A 22,189-nucleotide genomic window follows, 5' to 3' on the forward strand; every position below is an offset into this window, starting at 1 on the left:
CTCATCTCAAATAGAGTATAGAGGATCTCTACCCCCCCTCTCCCTCTGGGAGAGGGGGGTTGTAAATGTCTGATTTTAAATCCCTCATCCCAACCTTCTCCCGAAGGGAGAAGGAGTTTGTTGAATTTTTAGAGATCCCCTATAGGTATTTATACGGATATTTTTCAATCCTTAATTCCGTATAATTAAGCGAAATTTAATGAATATAGCGAAGAATTGTGGAACACTTTTTCTCCTTAATGTTCTCGTATCTCAATATATATTCAAAAGTCCCTAAGTTCGTTGCCTACGTTCCAAATATGGCGTGCGACAAGTGGTTTTTTATAGGTTAAAACGACAAAAGTTAGTAATTAAAACCCATTAAAGTAATATGCCTATGTTTCTAAATTTTTTCTTGATCCCTCTGATTGCAACGCTTGTTTTTATAGCGGCTTTGTACCCTTATGCTTTAAAAATAGGTTTCACGGACAAACCTTGCCATAGAAAACAACATAAAAACCCCACTCCCCTTATTGGGGGCTTGGCAATCTATTTATCTATATTGGTGACACTCCTTTCGAATAATAACCCGTTAGCCAACCAATCAGCCTTTATTTCTGCAATTACGTTATTGGTTTTTGTGGGCTTGATAGATGATTACAAAGGCCTTGGTGTGAAAATCAGGATGGTTGCCCAAATTGCTGCCGGACTTATAATGGCTGAATATGCTGATATAAAAATCAACAGCTTAGGAAATTTATTAGGTTTTGGGGGGATTTCTCTTGGCATTTACGCGACAACTTTTACTGTTTTTGCCGTAGTAGGAGGTATTAACGCTTTCAATATGATTGATGGAATTGACGGTTTGGCTGGCAGTTTGACCCTTATATCAATTTCATCGCTAGCGATGGTGGCGTGGATGGGTAATGATAGCGTCCTCTTTAGCTATTGCTTGGTTTTTGTTGCCTGCATATTGGCTTTCCTATCAATGAATTTGCGGATTTTCGGACGCACGAGTGCCAAAATATTTTTAGGCGATACCGGAAGCACCTTGTTTGGCTTTACCGTATGCTGGCTTGCCATTGATGCGTCACAGGGAGAAAATGAGCTGATTACGCCATCAACCGTTCTATGGATCATGGCTCTGCCGCTGTTCGATTCTGTTTGCATCATGTTGCGACGCATACGAAAAGGTAGATCCCCATTTAATCCAGATAGGGAGCATTTGCATCATATTTTTAACATTGCTGGTTACAGCAATAACTTTACCCTCATTTTAATACTTATTAGTTCAATTGCTTTATCCGTTATAGGATTAATAGCAAGCCGTTATCTTGGCGCTCAAGAACCGATATTATTCTGGTCTTTCATAGGTATTTTTGCCAGCCATTATTGGCTCATGACTCATTCCTGGAAAATAATGAAAATATCTCGTTATCTTCGTGTTACGAAAGTCCTAGACAGGCGAGTTGAAAACCAAAGGAAATCAGAAGATCGAAGGTCTGGAGTAGAAAGACGCTATATCCCCTCTGGTCACGATTTAGAAGAATTCTATCGCTCTTCTGGCGGACTTATGTCTGATTTACTCGGTCAACGCTTACAAAAAAATGGGGCAATAGATAGAAGATCGGTAAGGAATATTTTTAAAAGTAGGCAAAAGGTATCTGTAAATAAACGCTTTGTGGATGATAGAAGACGCATTATTACAGGACAGTCCTCAGTGAGCCATAGTAAGGAAAAGTAAAGTAAAGAACTTCACCATTCACCAAATCCTCTGATTATCATCCTGAGATTTATTGATTTAGCTGTAGTTTTTTAAATCGTGAATAATTTAATAAAAATGCGCGGCATCATATAGTGAAACATAAAAATTCGCTCTATAAAATTTATCCATTGTTTTCATTCAAACCTAAAAGCCACCATTTTCATGATAGACATAACGCATCTCGTGTTGGAATGTAAAAAATCAAACAACAGACCTTTTAACATTCTATTCATTTTTCCCCTTGAGTGCTCTATTAATGGCCTAACCCTACTATTTATAGAATTGTTGAAGGTTTCTAGGATATCTACAAGTAGTTACTTGATCTGTTGTAATACATGAAGATTTTTGGCGGAATCCAGAAGCGAATAAGCAATTTAAATTCCGATCATATTGCAATTGCTCGGGGCATGATTTGGGTTGCTTTATTTGTCTTCTTGGGAAAAATTGCAGGTGCTGCCAAAGAAATGGCAATAGCTTATCGATATGGCATAAGTAACGAGGTGGATGCCTATCTTTTTGTTTTTAACCTACTTAGCTGGCCTGTCAGTGTTTGGTTTAGCATTCTTACGTATGTACTAGTCCCACTCGCGGTACGTATTCGAGAAAATACGCCAGCAGAGCTTAGTCGTTTCCGAGCCGAGCTTCTTGCTTTTGCTTTAGTACTGGGCGTCAATTTGGCTCTTCTTGCTTGGTTTGGTCTGCCCGTATTGCTACGCTCATCGTGGCTGGGGCTTTCAGCGCCTACGGTAAGCATTGCCACCGCCATAGTGCCTATGATGGCGGCGTTAGCCCCATTAGGCTTACTCGTAAGTCTTTTTTCTGCATGGATGTTATCTTCTGGGCGGCATGCCAATACGTTACTGGAAAGCGTGCCTGCAATAGCGATTTTGGTGGCAGTGCTAGCCATCCCGCAGAATGGCGTAGAACCCTTGGTTTGGGGGACATTGGCAGGATTCATGATGCACTCTCTTGCCCTTGCTTCACCTTTAGCGTGGAACAGAGAATTAGAAATACCTCGTTTTACCAGTCGGTCATCCCAGTGGCCTTCATTTTGGCAGGGTTTTGGTGTCATGCTAATTGGTTCTGGACTTGGAAGTTTTAACGGCATTATTGACCAATTTTTTGCTGCTAAATTAGGTGTCGGAGCCATAACAACTATTAGTTACGCCAACCGTATTTTAGCGTTAATTCTTGGTCTCGGCGCTACCGCAATAGGTCGTGCTACATTGCCCGTTTTCTCCAGAATGAAATCAAAAAATACTGAACAACTCCAACGAGTTGCCATGTTTTGGGTGTGGTTAATGTTAGCAATAGGCGTTGTCACTATGATTATTAGCTGGTGGCTCGCTCCGTGGATAGTGAAATTGCTTTTTGAGCGTGGTGCATTCACAGTAGCCGACACTATAGTTGTGACAGATATTTTTCGTTATGGATTGGGTCAGGTACCTTTTTATTTTCCCTCGTTGGCTTTGGTCACCTTATTAGCGAGCCACGGAAAGCAGAAGTTAATAGCTATTAGTGGAGCTACCAACCTGTTTGTTAAGACAGGTGCAAATTACTTTTTGATTCCTTTGCTAGGGGTGAAAGCTATACTTCTTTCGTCGGGAATCATGTACATGGTTTCATTATTTTTGCTATATTGGTTTGCGACCTCTTTATCTAAATCAAAACAAACAACTTAAATAAATTCAATATGCATCTACTGATTTTTATACATTCCATGAGAGATGGAGGTGCCGAACGGGTATCCGCCAATCTTGCAAATTATTGGGCTGGCAAGGGCTGGCAGGTTACCTTGGTAACTTTGGTGTCGAAGGATGACGATGTCTACGAACTGAGTCCCTTGATTAATCGAATTTCTTTGAACAGCGCTGACGTAAGCAGTAATGCGTTGGCGGGATTAGTAAACAACATTCGCCGCGTAATCAGGCTGCGACAGATACTACGTCAGATTCAACCGGATCTAGCTATGGGGATGATGACTACAGCCAATGTATTGCTGGCAATGGCAGCTTGGGGGGTGTCCATTCACACAGTCGGTGTAGAACACATCCACCCCCCACGTCTACCAATGGGGTTTTTATGGGAAACTTTACGCCGTTACACTTATGGCTTATTGAATGTTGTGACAGCCTTGGCCAGTGAGGGTGAAGAATGGATAAAGAGCAATACGAATGCCAAAAAAGTTTTGGTGATTCCGAACTCTGTCCATTGGCCCTTGACCACCGAAGATCCTCAAATCAACCCAAATACGACTTATCCTCTTGACAAGAAACTGTTGCTTGCCGTTGGGCGACTGAATACTCAAAAGGGATTTGATTGGCTGATTGAGGGATTTTATAGTCTTGCACATAAACACCCCAATTGGGTTCTGGTGATACTCGGCGAAGGTTCCTTGCGACCACTGTTAGAGAAACAAGTTTTTGAATCTAAGCTAGAAAATTGTATCTTTCTTCCTGGCCGGGCTGGCAATATCAATGAATGGTACGAAAAAGCTAATTTGTTTGTAATGAGTTCCCGTTTTGAAGGGTTTCCAATGACCTTAGTCGAAGCGATGGCATACGGTTTACCAGCGGTAAGCTTCGACTGTGACACTGGGCCTCGTGACATAATCCGTCATGAAATTGACGGTTTGTTGGTGCGTCCTGGAAATGTGGCTGAATTAACTGCTGCTCTGGATCGATTGATGAGCGATGACTTGCTCATAGAACGTTTCTCGAAACGGGCTGCAGAGGTTAGAGAACGATTTTCTAGAGAGCGAATTGTTGCCATGTGGGAGAAACTGTTTGAAGACGTATTACATGAAAACAAATAACTCCTTGTTTACATGGCTTAATCAAATTAAAGAAACCTTTAATAATTCAAATTTTTTTCAAAGTTCCATGCACTTTAGGTTAGTTTTGAGGAAGTTTTGGTAGCTTACGCGAAATGGTTATATTGAAAAGCCAATGCTAAATAAACTGCTTATTTTGTTCTCTTTTTTGTTAGCCCTAGTCGGTGGAACAGGATTATATTCTCTTTTTCCATTACTCATGAACCTATCGCATCTAGCTGGTTTTTTAGTTTTTTTATGGGTTGTACTGCAGCAGTATCGCTACACTGGCGCAGAATCGATTAAATTTGAATATGATAAATGTCTGGTGTTTTTCTTATACACTTGTTTTTTATTGGCGTATTGTCTTCGGGAGATCCTGGTTTCTTCAGAATACCAATTCAATGCCTTTGGAGGCACTGAAGGCACCCTGCGCCAATATGCGGATCTGTTTCGAGGGATTGTTGGCTTTCTGATCGTGGGCGTAACCTATCGAGCCGTGGGCAATTCAAAAATTTTTATTATTTTACCGTTGTTATGCCTTGTAATCCTTTTGGCTGGGCTTTTTCTTGAGAGTTATGGAATTATCGATTTCAATGTTAGGGATCACAAAAAATATGAATCTTTAACAACCGAAGGAAATTTGTTACAGCGCCCTGGTGGTTTTTTGAATGCCAATATGACAGCGGCAATAGCTTTGATATGGCTTTATATTACGTTTGAGTCTAAGAGCAAAGCACCTGTAATAATAAAAGGGCTTGCATTGCTGATAACGTTAGCTGTTTGTTTGTTGACGCAATCGCGTGCGGCGATACTATTTTTAACGCTTTATGTGGTTTATAAGCTTATTGTGTTAAGGAATATAAGCTTTCTGGTATCGGTCATATTTGCCGGCCTTTTAATATTGTTAGCCGCTCACTATTTCGAACTTGATTTTGTAAAGGAATTGCTAGATAAATTTTCATCCAGGGCTGACAGCGGTGAAGGCAGCGCTCAGGAACGGTCTCATGTGATCGTCCTTGCAATTAACAGTTTTTTTGATGCTCCCATCATAGGCAATGGAATTTTCTCTGTATCAAAAACAATTGGCCGCGGCGTATCGTCTCACAATGAATTGCTAGAAGTGCTGGCAAATTTCGGGCTGATAGGTTTCTTTATGATGTCATTGTTATACTGGGCTTTTTACCATAAAAGCTCTTTTACTTATACATCATTATGTATTTTGCCTACGTTATTATTTAGCCATAATTTCTTTGAGACCATTGGCTATCAGTCTGCCTTAGCATTCGCATATTTCACTGACACCAATGAAGAAGCCTAGGAAAACCAGCCCTATTGACACTCTGTTTAGAGAATTAAAAAATGTAAAAATAGTAAACATTATCAGTTTCACTTAATAAAAACAACGAGTTGAAAAAGCAACGGACTCCCTCTCCTGCTGGAGAGGGTTGGGGTGAGGAGAATAAAATCAACTATTTACATCCCTCCCAGCCTTCTCCCTCGAAGGAGAAGGGGCAGTTGCTTGTGTAGATACCAATGCATCCCAGGTGGGATTTTTTCTAAAAATATAGATTAAACATAAATTTGATGAACGCTAAATACATACTCCGGTTTGATGATTTTTGCCCGACAATGAACTGGATTGTCTGGGAGCAAATTGAGGCCATTTTGATTAAGCACAATATCAAGCCGATTGTCGCAGTTGTACCTGATAACCAGGATCCGAATTTAGTTACTGCATCCCCACAGGAAGATTTTTGGGAACGTGTCAGGACTTGGCAGGCTGCTGGCTGGGTTATTGCCATTCATGGATACCAGCATCTCTACTCAACGTGCAACGCCGGTCTTATGAGAAAAAACCAATATAGCGAGTTTGCCGGATTGCCCTACGACGAGCAACGAACTAAACTCGAAAAGGGGCTGGCTATCTTCGCAGAACACAACGTCCGCGCAGATGCTTGGATTGCACCGGCCCATGCCTTTGATGAAAATACGGTAAAGGCATTACTGGATTTAAACATTAACGTGATTAGTGACGGCTTTTACTTGCGGCCAGTAAAAAGACTAGGAGCATTATGGATTCCCCAGCAAATATGGCGATTCAAACCGATGCCTTTTGGCCTATGGACGGTTAGTCTCCATCACAACGGCTATTCTGATAGTGATATAAAAAAACTTGACCACGATATTAGCAAGTTTGCACCTGATATTATTTCATTCGATCAGGCAATTAGTGACTTTTCGGCTAAGGAAGTAAATGTGCTGGATAATGCCATGGATATATACTGGCATTGGCTGCTACAAGTAAAATTAAAGCTTTTGCCTGTTGCCGGCCAAATCAAACAATTGCTAAAAAATGGCATAAAACAGTAACTCCTTATAATTTAGCTATCATAGGCTTTAAATTGTAGGCGTGTTCCCAGCATTAATTTTTAAGCTTAAAACCTGTGATAAAAATTTTTATTTAATGTACTTATTTTCAATCAAGAAAAAATGAAAATTTTGATTTTTGTTTCATCAATGTCAGGAGGTGGAGCCGAAAGAGTTGCATGTACTCTTGCTAACACATGGGCATATCGTGACAACCAAGTCACACTGATGCCTACTTTCTCCGGGCGTGGCGACTGTTTCTTTCCCTTGTCGCCAGCAGTCAAGCTTGTATATTTAGCTGATTTAGTCTCAAACACAAAACGTACACTCAGTAATCAGATTATCCGTTTACGAACACTCCGTGATTTTATACGTTCGGAGAATCCAGGCGTGGTTGTCTCTTTATTGGCCAATGTCAACATAGCAGTTATTTTGGCTTCATTTGGCTTAGGGATACCTATTATCGTTTGCGAACACACCGATCCTTTTGTTAAACCGTATTCAAGGTCTTATTTTTGCCAGGTTGGCTGTTTTTTTACCTACCCATTCGCAGATACCCTAACAGTACTCACTGATTCAGTTAAATCTAAATGCAATGCGCTGATCTGGAAACTTCCCAATATAGAAGTTATGCCGAATCCCATTTCTGAAGAAATTCAACATCTCCAGCATGTTGGCGGCAAATCGGCAAACAAACATCTATTAGGTGTTGGTAGGCTTATTGAAGGAAAGCAATTTGCCACCCTTATTAGAGTATTTGCCCGCTTAGTAAAACGACATCCTAACTGGTCTCTTCGTATTGCTGGGGAAGGGCCTCTCAAGGATGCTTTAACGCAACAAATTACTGATCTTGGCCTCACTGAGCATATTGAACTGTTAGGACAAATATCTGATATTGGAAAAGAGCTTGTTGAAGCAGATATTTTTGTTTCCACATCAAGACATGAAGGGTTTCCTATGGGGTTACTTGAAGCTATGGCGATTGGCCTGCCTTGTGTAACTTTCGATTGCCCTAGTGGGCCGCGAGAAATCAGCTCAAATGGTGAGTTTGCTCTATTGATACCCTTAAATAACGAAGCAGAGCTAGAACTCGCTTTAGAAAAATTAATGACGGATGACGCATTAAGAAACACGCTCGGAAGTAACGCTCGTGCATCCGTTATTGCTCGTTATTCCTTGGATAAGGTACTGCAGAAATGGGATTTGCTTTTTAAAAAAGTCGGAATTGCTAATCCAAGCCAACAACCCAAGTAAATGTTGCGGCAAATAGAGCCATGAATTTTTTTTAGGCGCGTTAAGACTTGGAGATTAAAGCGCGACTAGATAAACCATTAAGCAACAAAAAGCTTTATAATTATCCGAATTAATTAACCAGCAGAAAGCAAAATGCCCGCATTAGTTATATCCATCGATTTTGAGATGTTCTGGGGGGTAACTGACTCTAAAACTATTGAAAATTACGGTGCCAATGTTTTAGGTGAGTGGCAGGCAATCCCAGCCATACTGAAGCTATTTAAACAGTATAATGTTAACGCAACATGGGCTACTGTTGGTATGCTCATGTGCAAAGATTTCAAACAATGGTCTAACTTGCGACCTTCCATAATGCCCCGTTATACAAGGGGAAATTGCTCAACTTACTCGGTTTCAGCCTTGGCGCGCGAATTGCCGAAGCTTTTCTTTGCACGGCCTCTGGTCGAACAAATACTGGCAAGTAACGGTCAAGAGCTTGCAAGCCATACTTATAGCCATTTTTACTGTAATGAAGAGGGTGCCACTGTCGAGCAGTTTGTGGCAGACATAGAATGTGTTAAAGAAATTTTTGGAGAATACGGAGTCCAGCCAACCAGTTTAGTATTTCCACGCAATCAAGTTCTCGATGAATATCTAAAAGTATTATGGGATGCGGGGATTAGTGCCTATCGAGGGAATCAGGATCATAAGTTATATCAGGATGGACACTTGGTAAAAGAGGGTTATGCCCAACTATTGCGTGCCTTGCGAATTGCCGATTCTTACCTGCCCTTAACTGGCAACCACACTTGTCCATTACCCACTAACACCCCAAAAGGGCAACTCATAAACATTCCTGGCAGCAGATTTCTCCGTCCTGTGTCGGGTTACTCGTTGCTTGATAGGTCGCATTTAAATCGAGCGAAATCTGGCATGCTTGAGGCAGCGAGAGAAAATCGTGTTTTCCATTTATGGTGGCATCCTCACAATTTTGGTAATCACACACAAGCCAATCTCATCAATCTTGAGAAACTATTAAAATACTATCAAACCCTGAGCCAGGAGTACGGAATGCGTTCGTTGACAATGAGAGAGCTAGATATGTCATGCAGAATACATTAGCCAGGCTTGATAACAATACACATTAGGGGATCTCTAAAAATTCAAAAAACTCCTTCTCCCTCTGGGAGAAGGTTGGGATGAGGGCTTTAAAAACAAACATTTACAACCCTCACCCTAACCCTCTCCCAAAGGGAGAGGGGATTTTTAGAGATCCCCACTAGACAATTTGGGCTATATCTTGATACTACCATGGCTACTTGATGGGATTGAACGGTAAGCTATAGCTTCAATTAACAGGCTTTGAGTAATGCAATGCTCTGCGTAAGATAAAACAACGTTTAATATTTAGTGTTACATACATACGCTATGTGCGTTTAGGCTCTATCTGGAAAGTAAGTTTATATATGAAAAATAATTGGAATGTCTGCTTTGCAGAAATTGGAGTTACTCATTGAAAGTAATGCATATTATCACTGGGCTTACTGTTGGTGGCGCAGAAACTGTGCTCAAACGTTTAATTGAATTTGATATTGCAAACAAAGATAATATCGTTGTGGTGTCTCTAACCTCGCTGGAGGTTATAGGTCAAATGTTGCGTAATAAGGGCGTAACAGTACATGCTTTAAACATGTCGACATCACCGCTAGGTCTTTGCACTGGGTTATGGCAATTACGAAATTTGATTCGTCAATATCAGCCGCAAATCGTGCAAACGTGGATGTATCATGCCGACCTAATCGGTGGCTTGGTCGCTTATTTGGCGGGACAACGCAATATCGTCTGGAATATACGCTGTTCAGCAGTACCCAAAAAAAACAAGTTGACCATCGCTGTTGTGCGGATCAGCGTCTTATTCTCGCATTGGTTACCCAAAAAAATTATTTGTGTCGCCGAAGCTGCCAAAGAGGTGCATATTGGCTACGGCTATGATGCCACGCGCATGGTTGTGATTCATAATGGCTTTGATTTTGCCGACTTTACTGCAAGTAAAGCGCAAATAGCCACACTAAAACAGAGTTGTCGTTTTTCCGAGAACGATACTGTAGTCGGGTTGGTCGGGCGATTCCATCCCGAGAAGGGACAAGAAAACTTTGTTAAAGCCGCAGCAATTGTTGTGGCTCATTTCCCTCAGACGAAATTTTTACTAGTGGGTCGTTATTGTGATGCTAATAATAAACAGTTAATGGCTTGGCTAACTGAGCGTAATTTACATCAGCATTTTGTGTTGTTGGGCGAACATGGCGACATACCAGTATGTCTTGCTGCCATGGATATATTCTGTATGCCGTCACGTAACGAAGGTTTTCCAAATGCATTGGCGGAAGCAATGGCAATGGGCTTGCCTTGCGTGGCGACCAATGTAGGTGACGTAGCTATCTTAGCCGATAAAACCGCCATCTTAGTTGAACCAGAAAACGAGCATGCCTTGGCGCATGGGCTTTTGGAGATGCTTGCTTTGCCTGTTGAACAGCGCCAGAAAATGGGACAGTGCGCTAAAGAACGAGTAGTACACGAATTTTCAATAGAAAAAACACTATCGCGTTTTGAAGAGGTCTACCAAGAAGTCATATCAGAGAGTACGACATAATGTGTGGCTTTACGAGATATTGTAAGTGCAGTATCCATCAATGCTTCTGATATTTTACATCGCATTGGCAAACACCATTGCTCTCCGAGCCTTAATTTAGCGAAATTTGGTATTGGCGCGGGATTGGTGTCAATTTGTCGCCCACACGCCATCAACTCATACCTTCTTCAGAATGACTTTATATAATTGATTTTAATAGTGGTTTTATAATTATTAAGAGCTACTATAAAGCCTCTACCTGAAGGGAGAAGGAGCTTTTTGATTATAATTAGAGGTTTTCGTAACATTGCGTACCAAATCAATTGGAAGCTAACGGCTATAAACTTGGTTGGTGTGGTCATTCTGATAATGAAACGGTGTTAGCTTGTTTTGATGAGTGGGAAATTGAAACCACCGTTAAAATCTCTTGGTATTTTGCTTTGCCATATGGAACAAACAAGCCTGTCAATTGACTTGAGGACGCAAGCTTAGCAAAACCTTGTGTCACTCTTGGCGCGGTCAGAGCGAAGTCGGTTGTACTGCTGTTTCAGGCATGATTTGAATAGTTAGGATATGAAAGTGAATAAGAAAGTATTAACCATCATTACCCGCCTTAATGTTGGAGGGGCAACAAAGCATGTCACTTGGCTCTCAGCAGGCCTAAATCACATTGGTTGGTCTGGGTTATTAGTTTGCGGTCTTGTTGAGGATGACGAGGATGATATGGCAAAGTTTGCAACTGATCACAGCCTAGAAGTACAGTATCTGAAGTCGCTTAAGCGCAGTATCGATTTTCGGAACGATTTTATAGCGATTAGGGATATTTATAAGCTGCTTTGTCGCTATAAACCCTCCATCGTGGATACCCACATGTCCAAGGCTGGGTTGGTAGGCCGCATTGCCGTTATGAGCTACAATCTGGTTCATGGAGATAAGATCAAAACAGTCCATACTTTTCATGGACATACTTTTCATGGATATTTTTCGCCTATCAAAGAAAAGATTTTTTTGTGGATTGAGAGATTCTTGGCACGTTTTGGAACAGATGTCATAATCACTATTAGCCCTCAACAGCAGACTGAAATTCTCGATACCTATAAAGTCGGATGTAGGTCTCAGCATAGACAAATCAATTTAGGGATAGATATTAGTTTCGCGAATTCGTTAAATAAATTTACTTTAAGAAAAGAACTACATATAACAAATGACAGCAAGGTTTTTGGCATAGTTGGGCGCATTGCCGAGATAAAAAATCATCGTCTGTTTATCGATAGTGCCCGTGAGTTTCGGGTTCGAAACCCTGATAGCAATGTACATTTTGTCATCATTGGGGATGGGGAAAAGTCGTATGTTGATGGGCTTAAACAGTATGCCAGTGATATTCCAAGCTTAATCTTCGCTGGGAATATAACAAACCCTAGCGACTTCTATGGAGCGCTCGATTATTTAGTGCTGACTTCCAATAATGAAGGTACGCCAGTTTCAATCCTGGAAGCTTTTGCATGCGGCATTCCGGTAGTATCAACGTGCGTCGGCGGGGTTATCGATTTGATTGGTAAGAACGAGCGTGGGCTGCTTGTAGCCGCAGATTCCATCCAGATCGCGGATGCATATGCACAGATGCTACAAACCGATCACACCGTTACAACCACTCGCGCCAGACAATTTGTTGAAGAACATTATTCAGTCAGTGGCTTGGTTAACAAGATTGACAATCTTTATCATGAATTAGTAGGAGAGAAACTATGAAAAAACTTGTATTTTGGGAGATGAATGAGATCAATTTTGAGTTTGTTTCATACTACATTCGTCAGGGTAAGCTTAATAACTTTAAAAGCTTTATCGAAAAGCACGGACAATACACAACATTTGCTGAAAAGAAGTATGAAGAGCTTGAACCGTGGATTCAGTGGCCAACAGTAAGGACAGGTTTGGACTATAAAGATCACAAGGTCTTTCGATTAGGTGACATGGTTGAAAGTAGCATTAAACAACACTGGGAAATCTTGGAGGATAGAGGGCTTACCGTGGCGGCCGTCTCTCCTATTAATGGGGTAAACAACACAAGAAACTCCCCATTTTGGATTCCTGATCCTTGGGTAAATACCAGGGTTAGTGGGGATGGCTTCGCTTACCGGATAACTAAAGCCATCAAGCAAGCGGTAAATGACAATTCCGAGGAGAAATTGGGCTTCGCAACTGCGTTAGCCATTGTCGAAGGTCTGCTAACAAAAACACAGCTAAGTAGTTGGAAAACCTATTTGAAAGGTATTGTAGGCTCGTTAAAGAAACAACATTGGTCGAAAGCCATTGTCCTGGATCGACTTTTAGCTGATATTTTTATCGCACTATGGAATAAGCATCAGCCTGATTTTTCGGTATTATTCCTCAACTCCGGCGCGCACATTCAACATCACTACATGTGTAGCTCACCTGCTTATACGGGCGATGCAAAAAATCCTAGCTGGTATGTACCTAAGGGAGCGGATCCCCTTCTTGAGATACTTGAACTCTATGATTCTATACTTGGGGAGCTTGATAACTTGCCGAACACGCGATTGATGGTGTCTGTAGGGCTACAACAAGTTCCTTATGAGAAAATTACCTACTATTGGAGGTTGAAAGATCATGGACAATTCTTGAAAAACATTGGTATTGATCACACCAGTATCCAACCGAGAATGACACGGGATTTCTTAGTTGAATTTGAAAGCCCAGAAGCAGCCGCAATAGCTGTACTTAAGCTAAAACAGGTTATGTCGCGAGATGGTGTTCAAATGTTCGGTGAAGTGGAAAATCGAGGTAAGGATATCTTCGTGACATTAACTTATCCAGACGTGATTGGTGATAATTTCTCGATAAATGTCGATGGTAAGGAATACGCCAATTTCGAAAAAGATGTCGTTTTTGTTGCTATCAAAAATGGCCAACACGATACCGTAGGCTGTTTTATGGACAATCAGTTAAAACCCGGAGATCTTGAACAACACTTTGCCTTGAAAAATATTTTTGGCATGGTGATGCAGCACTTTGGGGTCAAGATGAAAAACTCGTTAGCAGCCACATGATTTTGAGGGAGGTTGAGCTTGCTCTTGCAGTTGTTCATGCCGGAATTGATAGACCGATAAAGGCTTTAACAAAGAATTTGGTGTCCAAACACCTTAGCGTCAAATGCAAATTAGCTTCAAATTTTAGATAAGATTATATCTACCGGAGTGAAAAAATTGTTTCGCTACGCTGATTTATTGATTTGGCTTCTTGAAGTTTTAATTCAATGTATATCTTAGGCATGCGAAGTGTGAATGACCCTGAAAGGAAGGCTCAAGAAGGCTTAGATTCCCTCGGAATGATCGGACTAGTGATTTATGCTGCTAGGATGCACAAAAAGCTTTCGTAAAAATAGCGTTTCCAAGAAGCTATCAGGGATGTCTCTAACAACCTTTACAATACTAAATGAGCGCATTCTGCTATGGGCTATTTATCGGCTAATATCTATGAAAGTAATTAACTTTAAAACAACCGAATCTAAGCTCGTTTTGCGAGGATTTGTTTTAGTGATTTATAGAGAATGATGAGTTGTATCTGATTGAATGATAAATTTTAAGAGAAATTTTTAACAACCAAACAAACAAAACATTTAGGAGAAATTGTGTGAGCCAGAATATAGTTGCAGTTGTTGGATTAGGTTATGTCGGTCTGCCGTTAGCGGTGGAGTTTGGCAAAAAACGTGAAACCATCGGGTTTGATTTGTCGACAAGTAAAATCGAGAGCTATCGGAAATTTTGTGATCCGACGGGTGAAGTCTCCAGCGAAGATTTACAAGCGGCCACTGGTTTGACTGTTTCTGATGACCCAACAAATTTAAAGAAAGCCGATTTTATCGTCATTGCCGTTCCCACACCGGTCGATGCTGCACATCAGCCTGATTTTTCACCTTTGGTTTCGTCTTCAATTACAGTCGGCAAACATTTAAAACGTGGCGCTATTGTTGTATATGAATCGACAGTGTACCCCGGTGCGACTGAAGAAGTTTGCATACCTATACTGGAGCGCGAATCCGGTCTTAAATGGAAACAAGACTTCCATGTCGGTTATTCACCGGAGCGTGTTAATCCAGGCGACAAGGAAAGAACGATTACAAAAATTACCAAGGTCGTTTCTGGCGATGATGCGGAAACCTTGGAAAAAGTAGCCCAGTTATATGAAAGCATCATTACTGCGGGTGTACACCGAGCCAGCTCGATCAAAGTCGCTGAAGCGGCGAAAGTTATCGAGAACACCCAGAGGGACTTGAATATTGCGCTAATGAACGAACTGGCAATTATCTTTGACCGCATAGGTATCGACACGTTGGAGGTTCTAAAAGCAGCTGGCACCAAATGGAATTTCTTGCCGTTCCGACCGGGTTTAGTGGGCGGTCATTGTATTGGTGTTGATCCTTACTATCTTACGCATAAGGCGGAAATGGTTGGTTATCACCCAGAGGTTATTCTTGCTGGTCGACGTATTAATGATGGCATGCCTGCATTTATTGCCCGGCAGACAAGCATGAACTTGATTCAAGCTGGAAATTCGGTCAAAACAGCAAAAATTATTGTTTTAGGGCTGACATTCAAAGAAAACTGTCCTGATTTGCGAAATTCAAAAGTCGCAGATGTGGTACATGAATTACAAAATTTTGGCTGGGATGTATCAGTTCATGATCCAGTCGCTGAATCAGATGAGGCCGTTCATGAATATGGGATTCCATTGATGAAGTGGGACGATTTACCTAGCGCAGATGCAATTGTTGCAGCAGTTTCACATACCGAATATTTGGATATGCCACTAAATAATCTTTTATCGAAACTCAATTCTGGTGGCGTATTTATGGACGTTAAATCTGCTTATGATCCGGTTGCCATCCAGGCAGCAGGCTATAAATTGTGGCGATTGTAACCCCCTTGTATTTAGATGCCTACAATAGCTCTCCATACGGGTGTAGCTCATCCAACGGTAATACCCAACAAAGCTTCTAATTTCTTAGGTCACATTTTTATATGAAAATAACTCAAACATCGTTAGCCCAATTTTTTGATAAGCCTGCGACATGGCTAATTACTGGGGTCGCTGGCTTTATTGGCTCAAACTTGTTGGAAACCTTGCTTGATCACGATCAACTCGTCATTGGACTCGATAATTTTGCCACCGGTCATCGGCATAATTTAGATCAGGTCAAAGGTATTGTGGGTGAAAAGAAATGGGTCAATTTCAAGTTCATCAATGGTGATATCCGTAATCTCGCTACCTGTCATCATGCCTGCGAGGGAGTTGACTTTGTATTGCACCAAGCAGCATTAGGTAGCGTCCCTAGATCTCTTGAAGACCCAATCAACACCAATACCGCTAATATTGACGGTTTTCTCAATATGCTGGTGGCTGCACGTGATGCCAAAGTAAAACGCTTTGTATATGCCGCATCCTCTTCTACCTATGGCGATCACCCTGGCTTACCAAAAGTGGAAGATCAAATCGGTAAACCGCTTTCCCCTTATGCGGTAACCAAATATGTTAATGAACTGTACGCTGATGTATTTGCAAGATGTTATGGTTTGCAATCCATTGGCCTACGTTACTTCAATGTATTTGGCCCAAGACAGGATCCTGATGGCGCTTATGCGGCTGTTATACCGAAATGGATAGCGGCAATGGTTCGTAATGAGGATTTATTTATCAATGGTGATGGCGAAACCAGCAGGGATTTTTGTTATATCAAAAATGTTGTTCAAGCTAACTTAAATGCTGCGACAACGGAAAATGCTTCTGCCATAAACCAAATCTATAATATTGCCGTCGGTGACCGAACAACCCTCAATCAGTTATTAGAATTTATTAGGGCAAACTTGGCAACCCACTTTAAGCACCTTGATGATTTCAAACCAATCTATCGGGATTTTCGTGCTGGGGATGTGCGTCATTCACTGGCGGATATTTCCAAAGCTCAAACATTGATAGCTTATGCGCCTACTTATCATGTCCGCGAAGGGCTAACAGAAGCATTGGATTGGTATTTAGCAAATCTTCATCTGGATTGAAGCTTTCTCCTACGTTGCACTAATCCCTGGTTTTTTCGAAAAACTGATTTCCAATTGCCAGAAAAAATAAAAGACCACTTTACGCAGTAACAGACATTGTTTGGAGTGATTTTCTTTGAAGCGAGCTTTATCAGAATCATCCCAAACTCTTTGATTGTCGTTTTTAATAAGCGCGTTCCTCATTTGTCGTATTGAAAAAGCCAAAATATTACAATAATACCAATCCCAATAAGTTCACGTATTATCCCTTCTCCAATGGGAGAAGGTTAGGATGAGGGGATTCAAATAACAACTTATTGGGATTGGTATAATTGACACTTCCGATTCATAAAAATGAGCTGATGTAAGGTTGCTGACAAGTAATGCTAAACCAATTTGACATCTCGTATGGGTAACAGTACCTTAGACCGTTTTCCTAACCCCACACAATCCGCATTTCATAAGAGCTGTTAATGGAACAATTTCATCGCATAAGCCGTTTACCTCCCTACGTTTTCAATATCGTCAATGAACTCAAAGCCAAGGCACGCGCGGCGGGCGAGGATATAATTGATTTCGGCATGGGCAATCCTGACCAGCCCACGCCAGATCATATCGTCAATAAGCTGATCGAGGCCACCAAGCGGCCTGATACGCACCGTTATTCGGTGTCCAAAGGCATTCCACGGTTAAGGCGGGCGATTACCAACTGGTACAAAACCCGCTTCGATGTGGATTTAGATCCAGAGATAGAAGCCATTGTCACCATCGGTTCAAAAGAAGGTCTGGCGCATTTGGCCTTGGCTACTTTAGGCCCCGGTGATGTGGTATTAGTGCCAAACCCTGCTTACCCCATACATCCTTATGGCGTGGTAATTGCCGGTGCGGACGTAAGACATGTGCCATTGATACCTGGGGTCGATTTTTTTGAAGCGTTGGAAAAAGCCATTATTGAGTGTTGGCCGAAACCTAAAATGCTGATTTTGAATTTTCCAGGCAATCCGACCAGTCAATGCGTAGAACTGGAATTTTTTGAGAAAATTATCGCCTTAGCCAAAGAGCATAAAATTTGGGTCGTGCATGACATTGCTTATGTCGATATCGTGTTCGACGGTTATGTTGCCCCATCCATCCTGCAAGTGCCGGGCGCGAAGGATGTTGCCGTTGAATTCTTTTCCATGTCCAAAAGCTACAACATGCCGGGTTGGCGCGTCGGCTTCATGTGTGGCAACAAGGAATTGGTCGGCGCGTTGGCGCGGATTAAATCCTACCTGGATTACGGCACCTTCACCCCAATCCAAATTGCCGCCATTGCTGCATTAGAAGGCCCACAAGATTGTGTGCGGGAAATTTCCGACATGTATTGCAAGCGCCGTGATGTCCTCTGCGAAGGCTTGAACTCCATCGGTTGGCCGGTAGAAAAACCCAAAGCGACGATGTTTGTTTGGGCAAAAATCCCGCCAGCCTATTTGGAGATGGGCTCGCTCGAATTCTCCAAGAAGTTATTAATAGAAGCCAAAGTCGCTGTCGCCCCCGGCATAGGTTTCGGCCAATACGGCGACGACCACGTCCGCTTCGGCCTCATCGAAAACGAACACCGCACACGGCAGGCGATCAGGGGGATAAAGCAGATGATGAAGAAGGATGGAGTGGTGTAAAAATTAAAAAAGTAGGATGTGCTGAACAAAGTGAAGCGCATCGTTCGAGGAAACAAAAAACACGAGAACGATGCGCCTCGTTCCTCGGCACATCCATGGTTCTGTTTTTGCATTGAGCTTCAAAAGCGGTTTTTTGGTAACCGATCAATAAACTGCATCAATCTTTGCCGTTTAAAAAGGGGTTAATTAACCAAAAGAACGGTTTGTCATGCTGCCCCTCGTAAAACCTTGCTAGCTGCGGCTTACAGAGGAAATATCGATTTTAATTCTGATGAAAATGTTTTTCATAGGTCGTTGAAAATTAATGATTTTAAACCATTTATCATTTTCATGTGTAGTTCGGATATATTGATTTTCAATAAATCTAAAGCGGCCACTCAGAAATATGGTAAATAATCTAAAAAAAACGAAAGAATCCTGTGCTAATCACATGAATCGAGGTAAGTCACAGACTCACTGCGACCCTAAAGAGACGTTAGGCTTCCCGCCTTAGTTTTCCAGAAATTGGACATCCAGAAAGCATCGGAAAGTTTCTGCAAAGGCCACGTAAAACCGTTAGTGCAATATTAACAAACCATGAAATATTTGCCATTCGTCATCTAATAATTTTGCTCTATTATGAGGGTTAATTAACCCCATATTTCTGCTGAAAATACCGGAATTCTTAATTTTAAATTGTAAATAGAACCTAGTCGTTTATAAGGGTTGTGGCAAAAAATCTCCACGATTTTCAGAAGCAGGCTTTATGTCATAACCAGAAGGACTTAGGCATTACGATAATTTAGCCCAAAACAGTCCACCCATAATTGGAAGTTGAAGCTATAGAAAAGACCTATGAAAAATCTTTTTACAGCTCATCTTGAGTGTAGTAAGATTAGCCGCGCCGTTGGATCTGTCGCTTTTATTATTCCTTTCATTAAACTTAGGACAAAAAAATGATATTAAAAATAAAAAACTCTTCACTGATTGCAGGCATAATTTTCCTAGCATACTCTAATATAGCTTCTGCTGTGATTGAAAGCTTTAGTCGAGCCCATTGCGCTTTGCCGCAAGACATAATACTTAATCCAGGTAAGTTAAGGAATGAATGTATAACTTGGGATCCAGATGAATTTCGGGCGAGAGTCTTAAGCCCTTTTTCTCACATTTACGTATACTATGGCCTCAAAACACAATGCGACGTATTTAGGACAACCAATAATACAAAAGCTCGTCCAACCCGTTTCGACATCGAACTCAAAGGTATTCATTCTGCTGTAAGTACTGCCGACGATAGGGTATCCCAAGCTTTGTGGAGAGCAGAGGGTAATCATTTCCGACGTCCACCCAATAGTTCGCCTGTTATTCGCTATACCTTTATAAAAAAATCATCAGCTACCAATTGCAACCTGCACCCTAAACAATTTTTAGGATCAATCGGTTGGAGCTAACGCTTTTAAATAAACCCCGAATCCGAGATCTTAGCAATATAAACCGATTGAGATTTTTATGCCTATAAATAAACTTTGGCTTCGGGGTATACTGAGCGCACTCGTTACCATTATTATTGTGCAACTATTTGGTGGCAGCGGGAATACCCAAGCTCCCTTGGTTACATCGAAGGCAGTTCCGAAACAAGCGAACGACATTAAGAAAAACCCTGTTGAACAAAAGAAACCGAGTCGGATTGCTGCGCCTGCTACATCGGGTCGTGCAACAGAAAATGTTTCTGCGTCAACTCCAGAAGAGATACTGGCGACAGCAGAGCCTTCTGACGAGGGGTTTAAAAAAATGCAAAATTTGGCTAAGAAAGTAGGAGGATTAATTGCTATATCTGATGTGGAAGCTGGTTATTCTGACGAAGCACTTCGGGCACAAACAGAGTTAATGAAGAAGTTCGAATCAAAAGGCTATGTCGAAGTTGGCATCGGTTCATTGCCAAGCCTATCAGAAGAAGCTAGCGGTGTTAGTTCTTGGAAAAGCAAAAAAGCTACATTGTCGACAACGCTTAAAGAAGCAAAGCTAACTTTTAACCCTACGCCGCTGGCAGAAAGCCCTTTATTCAATGAGGCAAAATACTTGGGCGGAAAAACCACAGGAAGTTTAGTAGGTGATCGCTGGAGCGGTGTCGCCCATTACTTTGAGTTTGCGGATTTAGGAACGGTTCGCTTAATGGAATACGAATCAGGCCCTGGCGGGTATACAAAGTTTGTAACTCCAGAGGGTTTAAATGATCAAGTTCAGGGAAATCCTGCCACTTACCAACTTTCTGTTGAGCCTAATGGTGCTGGGCAAGCTGAGTTAGACTGGACGAGCGGGAATCATTTTTATGAAATGACAGCAGCATCCCAAAATGCAGTTGAAGCCGAACCTATGATAAGGCAACGACTTTTAGCGTTGGCACACTCTTTACATCTACCGGCTACTACCAAATAAACACAATAAAAATATGCACAAACCCTCCATTTTACCATTACGGACATCGACAAAGTTGATACTTTTATTAGCAATAGCTACTACAATTACTGGTATTCTTTGGCAATCGGACACATACTCCAATGAAGTTTCCGAGTCAGGCCAAACGACCTTACCGGGATTGTTTAGCAAAGCTAAAGAAAATAGCGCAGATGATAGCGTTTCTTCAAATACTGTATATTCTGCTGAACAAAACCGCATGCACAATCCCGATGAATCTGCACAACCCCAATCCTCAGCCAAGTCTGGACAGAACAATGACATTGCCTATATAAAGGATGAAAAGGAAATAAGCATAACATCCTCTGCTACAGACGATACGAACCAGTACATAGCAGGGGTGCAGGTTGTTCCACTTGCTCAACAAAATTTTCCGAAAGACTATATTAAGTCTGCGCTAGACATGCAACGCGACATCGCCCAACAAATGCAAACGAAAGGCTATGTAGAGGCTGAGGATTACGCCGTCCTAATGATCAAAGCAGAAGTGCAAGAATTGGCGAATAACAAAAGCACTCTACCAGAGTCATGGACAGAAAAGCTAGGCTTTCACCCTGTCGATTTACAAGGTACAGAATTAGCTGCCAACAGTAAATATATTGGTTTAATACCAAGTAAAAGTATGTTGCAGGAAACATCTAATCAGGTGGAAAACACTTCGAGCGAAAAAAATATCGCCCGGCTTTACCAATCCGATAACCTCGGATTAGTTAAATTAACTGAGCATGTACACAACCAACCTCCAGTGATTACCCCAGAATTTATGAACGATAAAGTAAGTGGAATACCAGCGTATTACTACGTACAAAAAAGTTCAGACGGGGGAACATTAGCGACATTGACATGGGTAACTGCCAGTAGGGGATACACTCTAGAATCAACACTTGATGTAACTAAAAGCGCGGAATCAAAGGATATGTTTTTCAATTTGGCCAATTCAATTCCTGTGAATTAACCCCGCTTAATGACTGACCTAGCCAACAACGCCATCATATTCGGCCGCAGTATCTGGCTTGGTGGCAAATGGACTTTGAAGCGCATGACAGCGAGAAATCTTGAATGGCAGAATTTGGCCGACTGCTGCTGATTTGTAAGTTCTGGCATCAATGACCGGTTGCCGAAAAACAATCCCTGAGTGTGACGGGGTATGTTACCTGTCTCTTGATCACATTTTGCTTTAGAAATAGACTATACCCTATTAATAACCATAGGTTTTGTAGTAAGCATGATTCCAAT

General features: G+C 41.6%; 18 protein-coding genes. 17 read left to right on the forward strand and 1 reads right to left on the reverse strand.

Annotation, left to right across the window (positions count from 1 at the left end; translation table 11 throughout):
• The first annotated feature begins 370 nt into the window (after positions 1-370).
• The 17 genes from wecA to ABL924_RS07040 all read left to right on the forward strand — a co-directional run bounded on the left by wecA (position 371) and on the right by ABL924_RS07040 (position 21,908).
• Positions 371-1,723, forward strand: a complete 1,353-nt coding sequence (gene wecA / locus ABL924_RS06960) for a UDP-N-acetylglucosamine--undecaprenyl-phosphate N-acetylglucosaminephosphotransferase (RefSeq protein WP_349026351.1) — start codon at positions 371-373, stop codon at positions 1,721-1,723.
• Positions 1,724-2,079: 356 nt separating this feature from the next.
• Positions 2,080-3,426 carry a lipid II flippase MurJ gene (locus tag ABL924_RS06965; RefSeq protein WP_349026352.1) on the forward strand — a complete coding sequence of 449 codons (1,347 nt, stop codon included), beginning with the start codon at positions 2,080-2,082 and terminating at the stop codon, positions 3,424-3,426.
• An 11-nt stretch (positions 3,427-3,437) separates the two neighbouring features.
• Positions 3,438-4,559 (forward strand): glycosyltransferase family 4 protein, encoded by a 1,122-nt coding sequence (locus ABL924_RS06970; RefSeq protein ID WP_349026353.1) that lies wholly within the window; start codon positions 3,438-3,440, stop codon positions 4,557-4,559.
• A 133-nt stretch (positions 4,560-4,692) separates the two neighbouring features.
• Complete coding sequence (locus tag ABL924_RS06975) at positions 4,693-5,877, forward strand: O-antigen ligase family protein (RefSeq protein ID WP_349026354.1); 1,185 nt, start codon at positions 4,693-4,695, stop codon at positions 5,875-5,877.
• 266 nt (positions 5,878-6,143) lie between these two features.
• Positions 6,144-6,929: a DUF2334 domain-containing protein gene (locus ABL924_RS06980; RefSeq protein WP_349026355.1), complete on the forward strand. Its 786-nt coding sequence runs from the start codon at positions 6,144-6,146 to the stop codon at positions 6,927-6,929.
• 120 nt (positions 6,930-7,049) lie between these two features.
• Positions 7,050-8,180, forward strand: a complete 1,131-nt coding sequence (locus ABL924_RS06985) for a glycosyltransferase family 4 protein (RefSeq protein WP_349026356.1) — start codon at positions 7,050-7,052, stop codon at positions 8,178-8,180.
• 132 nt (positions 8,181-8,312) lie between these two features.
• On the forward strand, positions 8,313-9,281 hold the full coding sequence (locus ABL924_RS06990) for a polysaccharide deacetylase family protein (RefSeq protein WP_349026357.1): 969 nt from the start codon (positions 8,313-8,315) through the stop codon (positions 9,279-9,281).
• 400 nt (positions 9,282-9,681) lie between these two features.
• Positions 9,682-10,809 carry a glycosyltransferase gene (locus tag ABL924_RS06995; RefSeq protein ID WP_349026368.1) on the forward strand — a complete coding sequence of 376 codons (1,128 nt, stop codon included), beginning with the start codon at positions 9,682-9,684 and terminating at the stop codon, positions 10,807-10,809.
• Positions 10,810-11,111: 302 nt separating this feature from the next.
• The gene (locus tag ABL924_RS07000) at positions 11,112-11,261 is read left to right on the forward strand and encodes a hypothetical protein (RefSeq protein ID WP_349026358.1); all 150 of its coding nucleotides are present in this window, start codon (positions 11,112-11,114) and stop codon (positions 11,259-11,261) included.
• A 106-nt stretch (positions 11,262-11,367) separates the two neighbouring features.
• Positions 11,368-12,537, forward strand: coding sequence for a glycosyltransferase (locus tag ABL924_RS07005; RefSeq protein ID WP_349026359.1), 1,170 nt, complete (start codon positions 11,368-11,370; stop codon positions 12,535-12,537).
• Positions 12,534-13,856, forward strand: coding sequence for a hypothetical protein (locus ABL924_RS07010; RefSeq protein ID WP_349026360.1), 1,323 nt, complete (start codon positions 12,534-12,536; stop codon positions 13,854-13,856). Before ABL924_RS07005 ends, ABL924_RS07010 begins: the two co-directional genes overlap by 4 nt.
• Before the next feature lie 583 nt (positions 13,857-14,439).
• The gene (locus tag ABL924_RS07015; RefSeq protein ID WP_349026361.1) at positions 14,440-15,726 is read left to right on the forward strand and encodes a nucleotide sugar dehydrogenase; all 1,287 of its coding nucleotides are present in this window, start codon (positions 14,440-14,442) and stop codon (positions 15,724-15,726) included.
• A 101-nt stretch (positions 15,727-15,827) separates the two neighbouring features.
• Entirely contained in the window at positions 15,828-16,862 is a 1,035-nt protein-coding gene (locus ABL924_RS07020; protein WP_349026362.1) for an SDR family oxidoreductase, read from the forward strand.
• A 452-nt stretch (positions 16,863-17,314) separates the two neighbouring features.
• Positions 17,315-18,499: an alanine transaminase gene (alaC, locus tag ABL924_RS07025; RefSeq protein ID WP_349026363.1), complete on the forward strand. Its 1,185-nt coding sequence runs from the start codon at positions 17,315-17,317 to the stop codon at positions 18,497-18,499.
• A 935-nt stretch (positions 18,500-19,434) separates the two neighbouring features.
• Positions 19,435-19,929, forward strand: a complete 495-nt coding sequence (locus tag ABL924_RS07030; RefSeq protein ID WP_349026364.1) for a hypothetical protein — start codon at positions 19,435-19,437, stop codon at positions 19,927-19,929.
• Between the two features lie 58 nt (positions 19,930-19,987).
• Positions 19,988-20,914: a hypothetical protein gene (locus ABL924_RS07035; RefSeq protein ID WP_349026365.1), complete on the forward strand. Its 927-nt coding sequence runs from the start codon at positions 19,988-19,990 to the stop codon at positions 20,912-20,914.
• A 13-nt stretch (positions 20,915-20,927) separates the two neighbouring features.
• Positions 20,928-21,908: a hypothetical protein gene (locus ABL924_RS07040; protein WP_349026366.1), complete on the forward strand. Its 981-nt coding sequence runs from the start codon at positions 20,928-20,930 to the stop codon at positions 21,906-21,908.
• Here ABL924_RS07040 and ABL924_RS07045 read toward each other — a convergent pair.
• Entirely contained in the window at positions 21,905-22,057 is a 153-nt protein-coding gene (locus tag ABL924_RS07045) for a hypothetical protein (protein WP_349026367.1), read from the reverse strand. The genes ABL924_RS07040 and ABL924_RS07045 overlap by 4 nt on opposite strands.
• Positions 22,058-22,189: the final 132 nt, after the last annotated feature.

Origin of the sequence: Methyloglobulus sp. (assembly GCF_040079455.1) — a bacterium.
In the GTDB taxonomy this organism is placed as follows: Bacteria; Pseudomonadota; Gammaproteobacteria; order Methylococcales; family Methylomonadaceae; genus Methyloglobulus.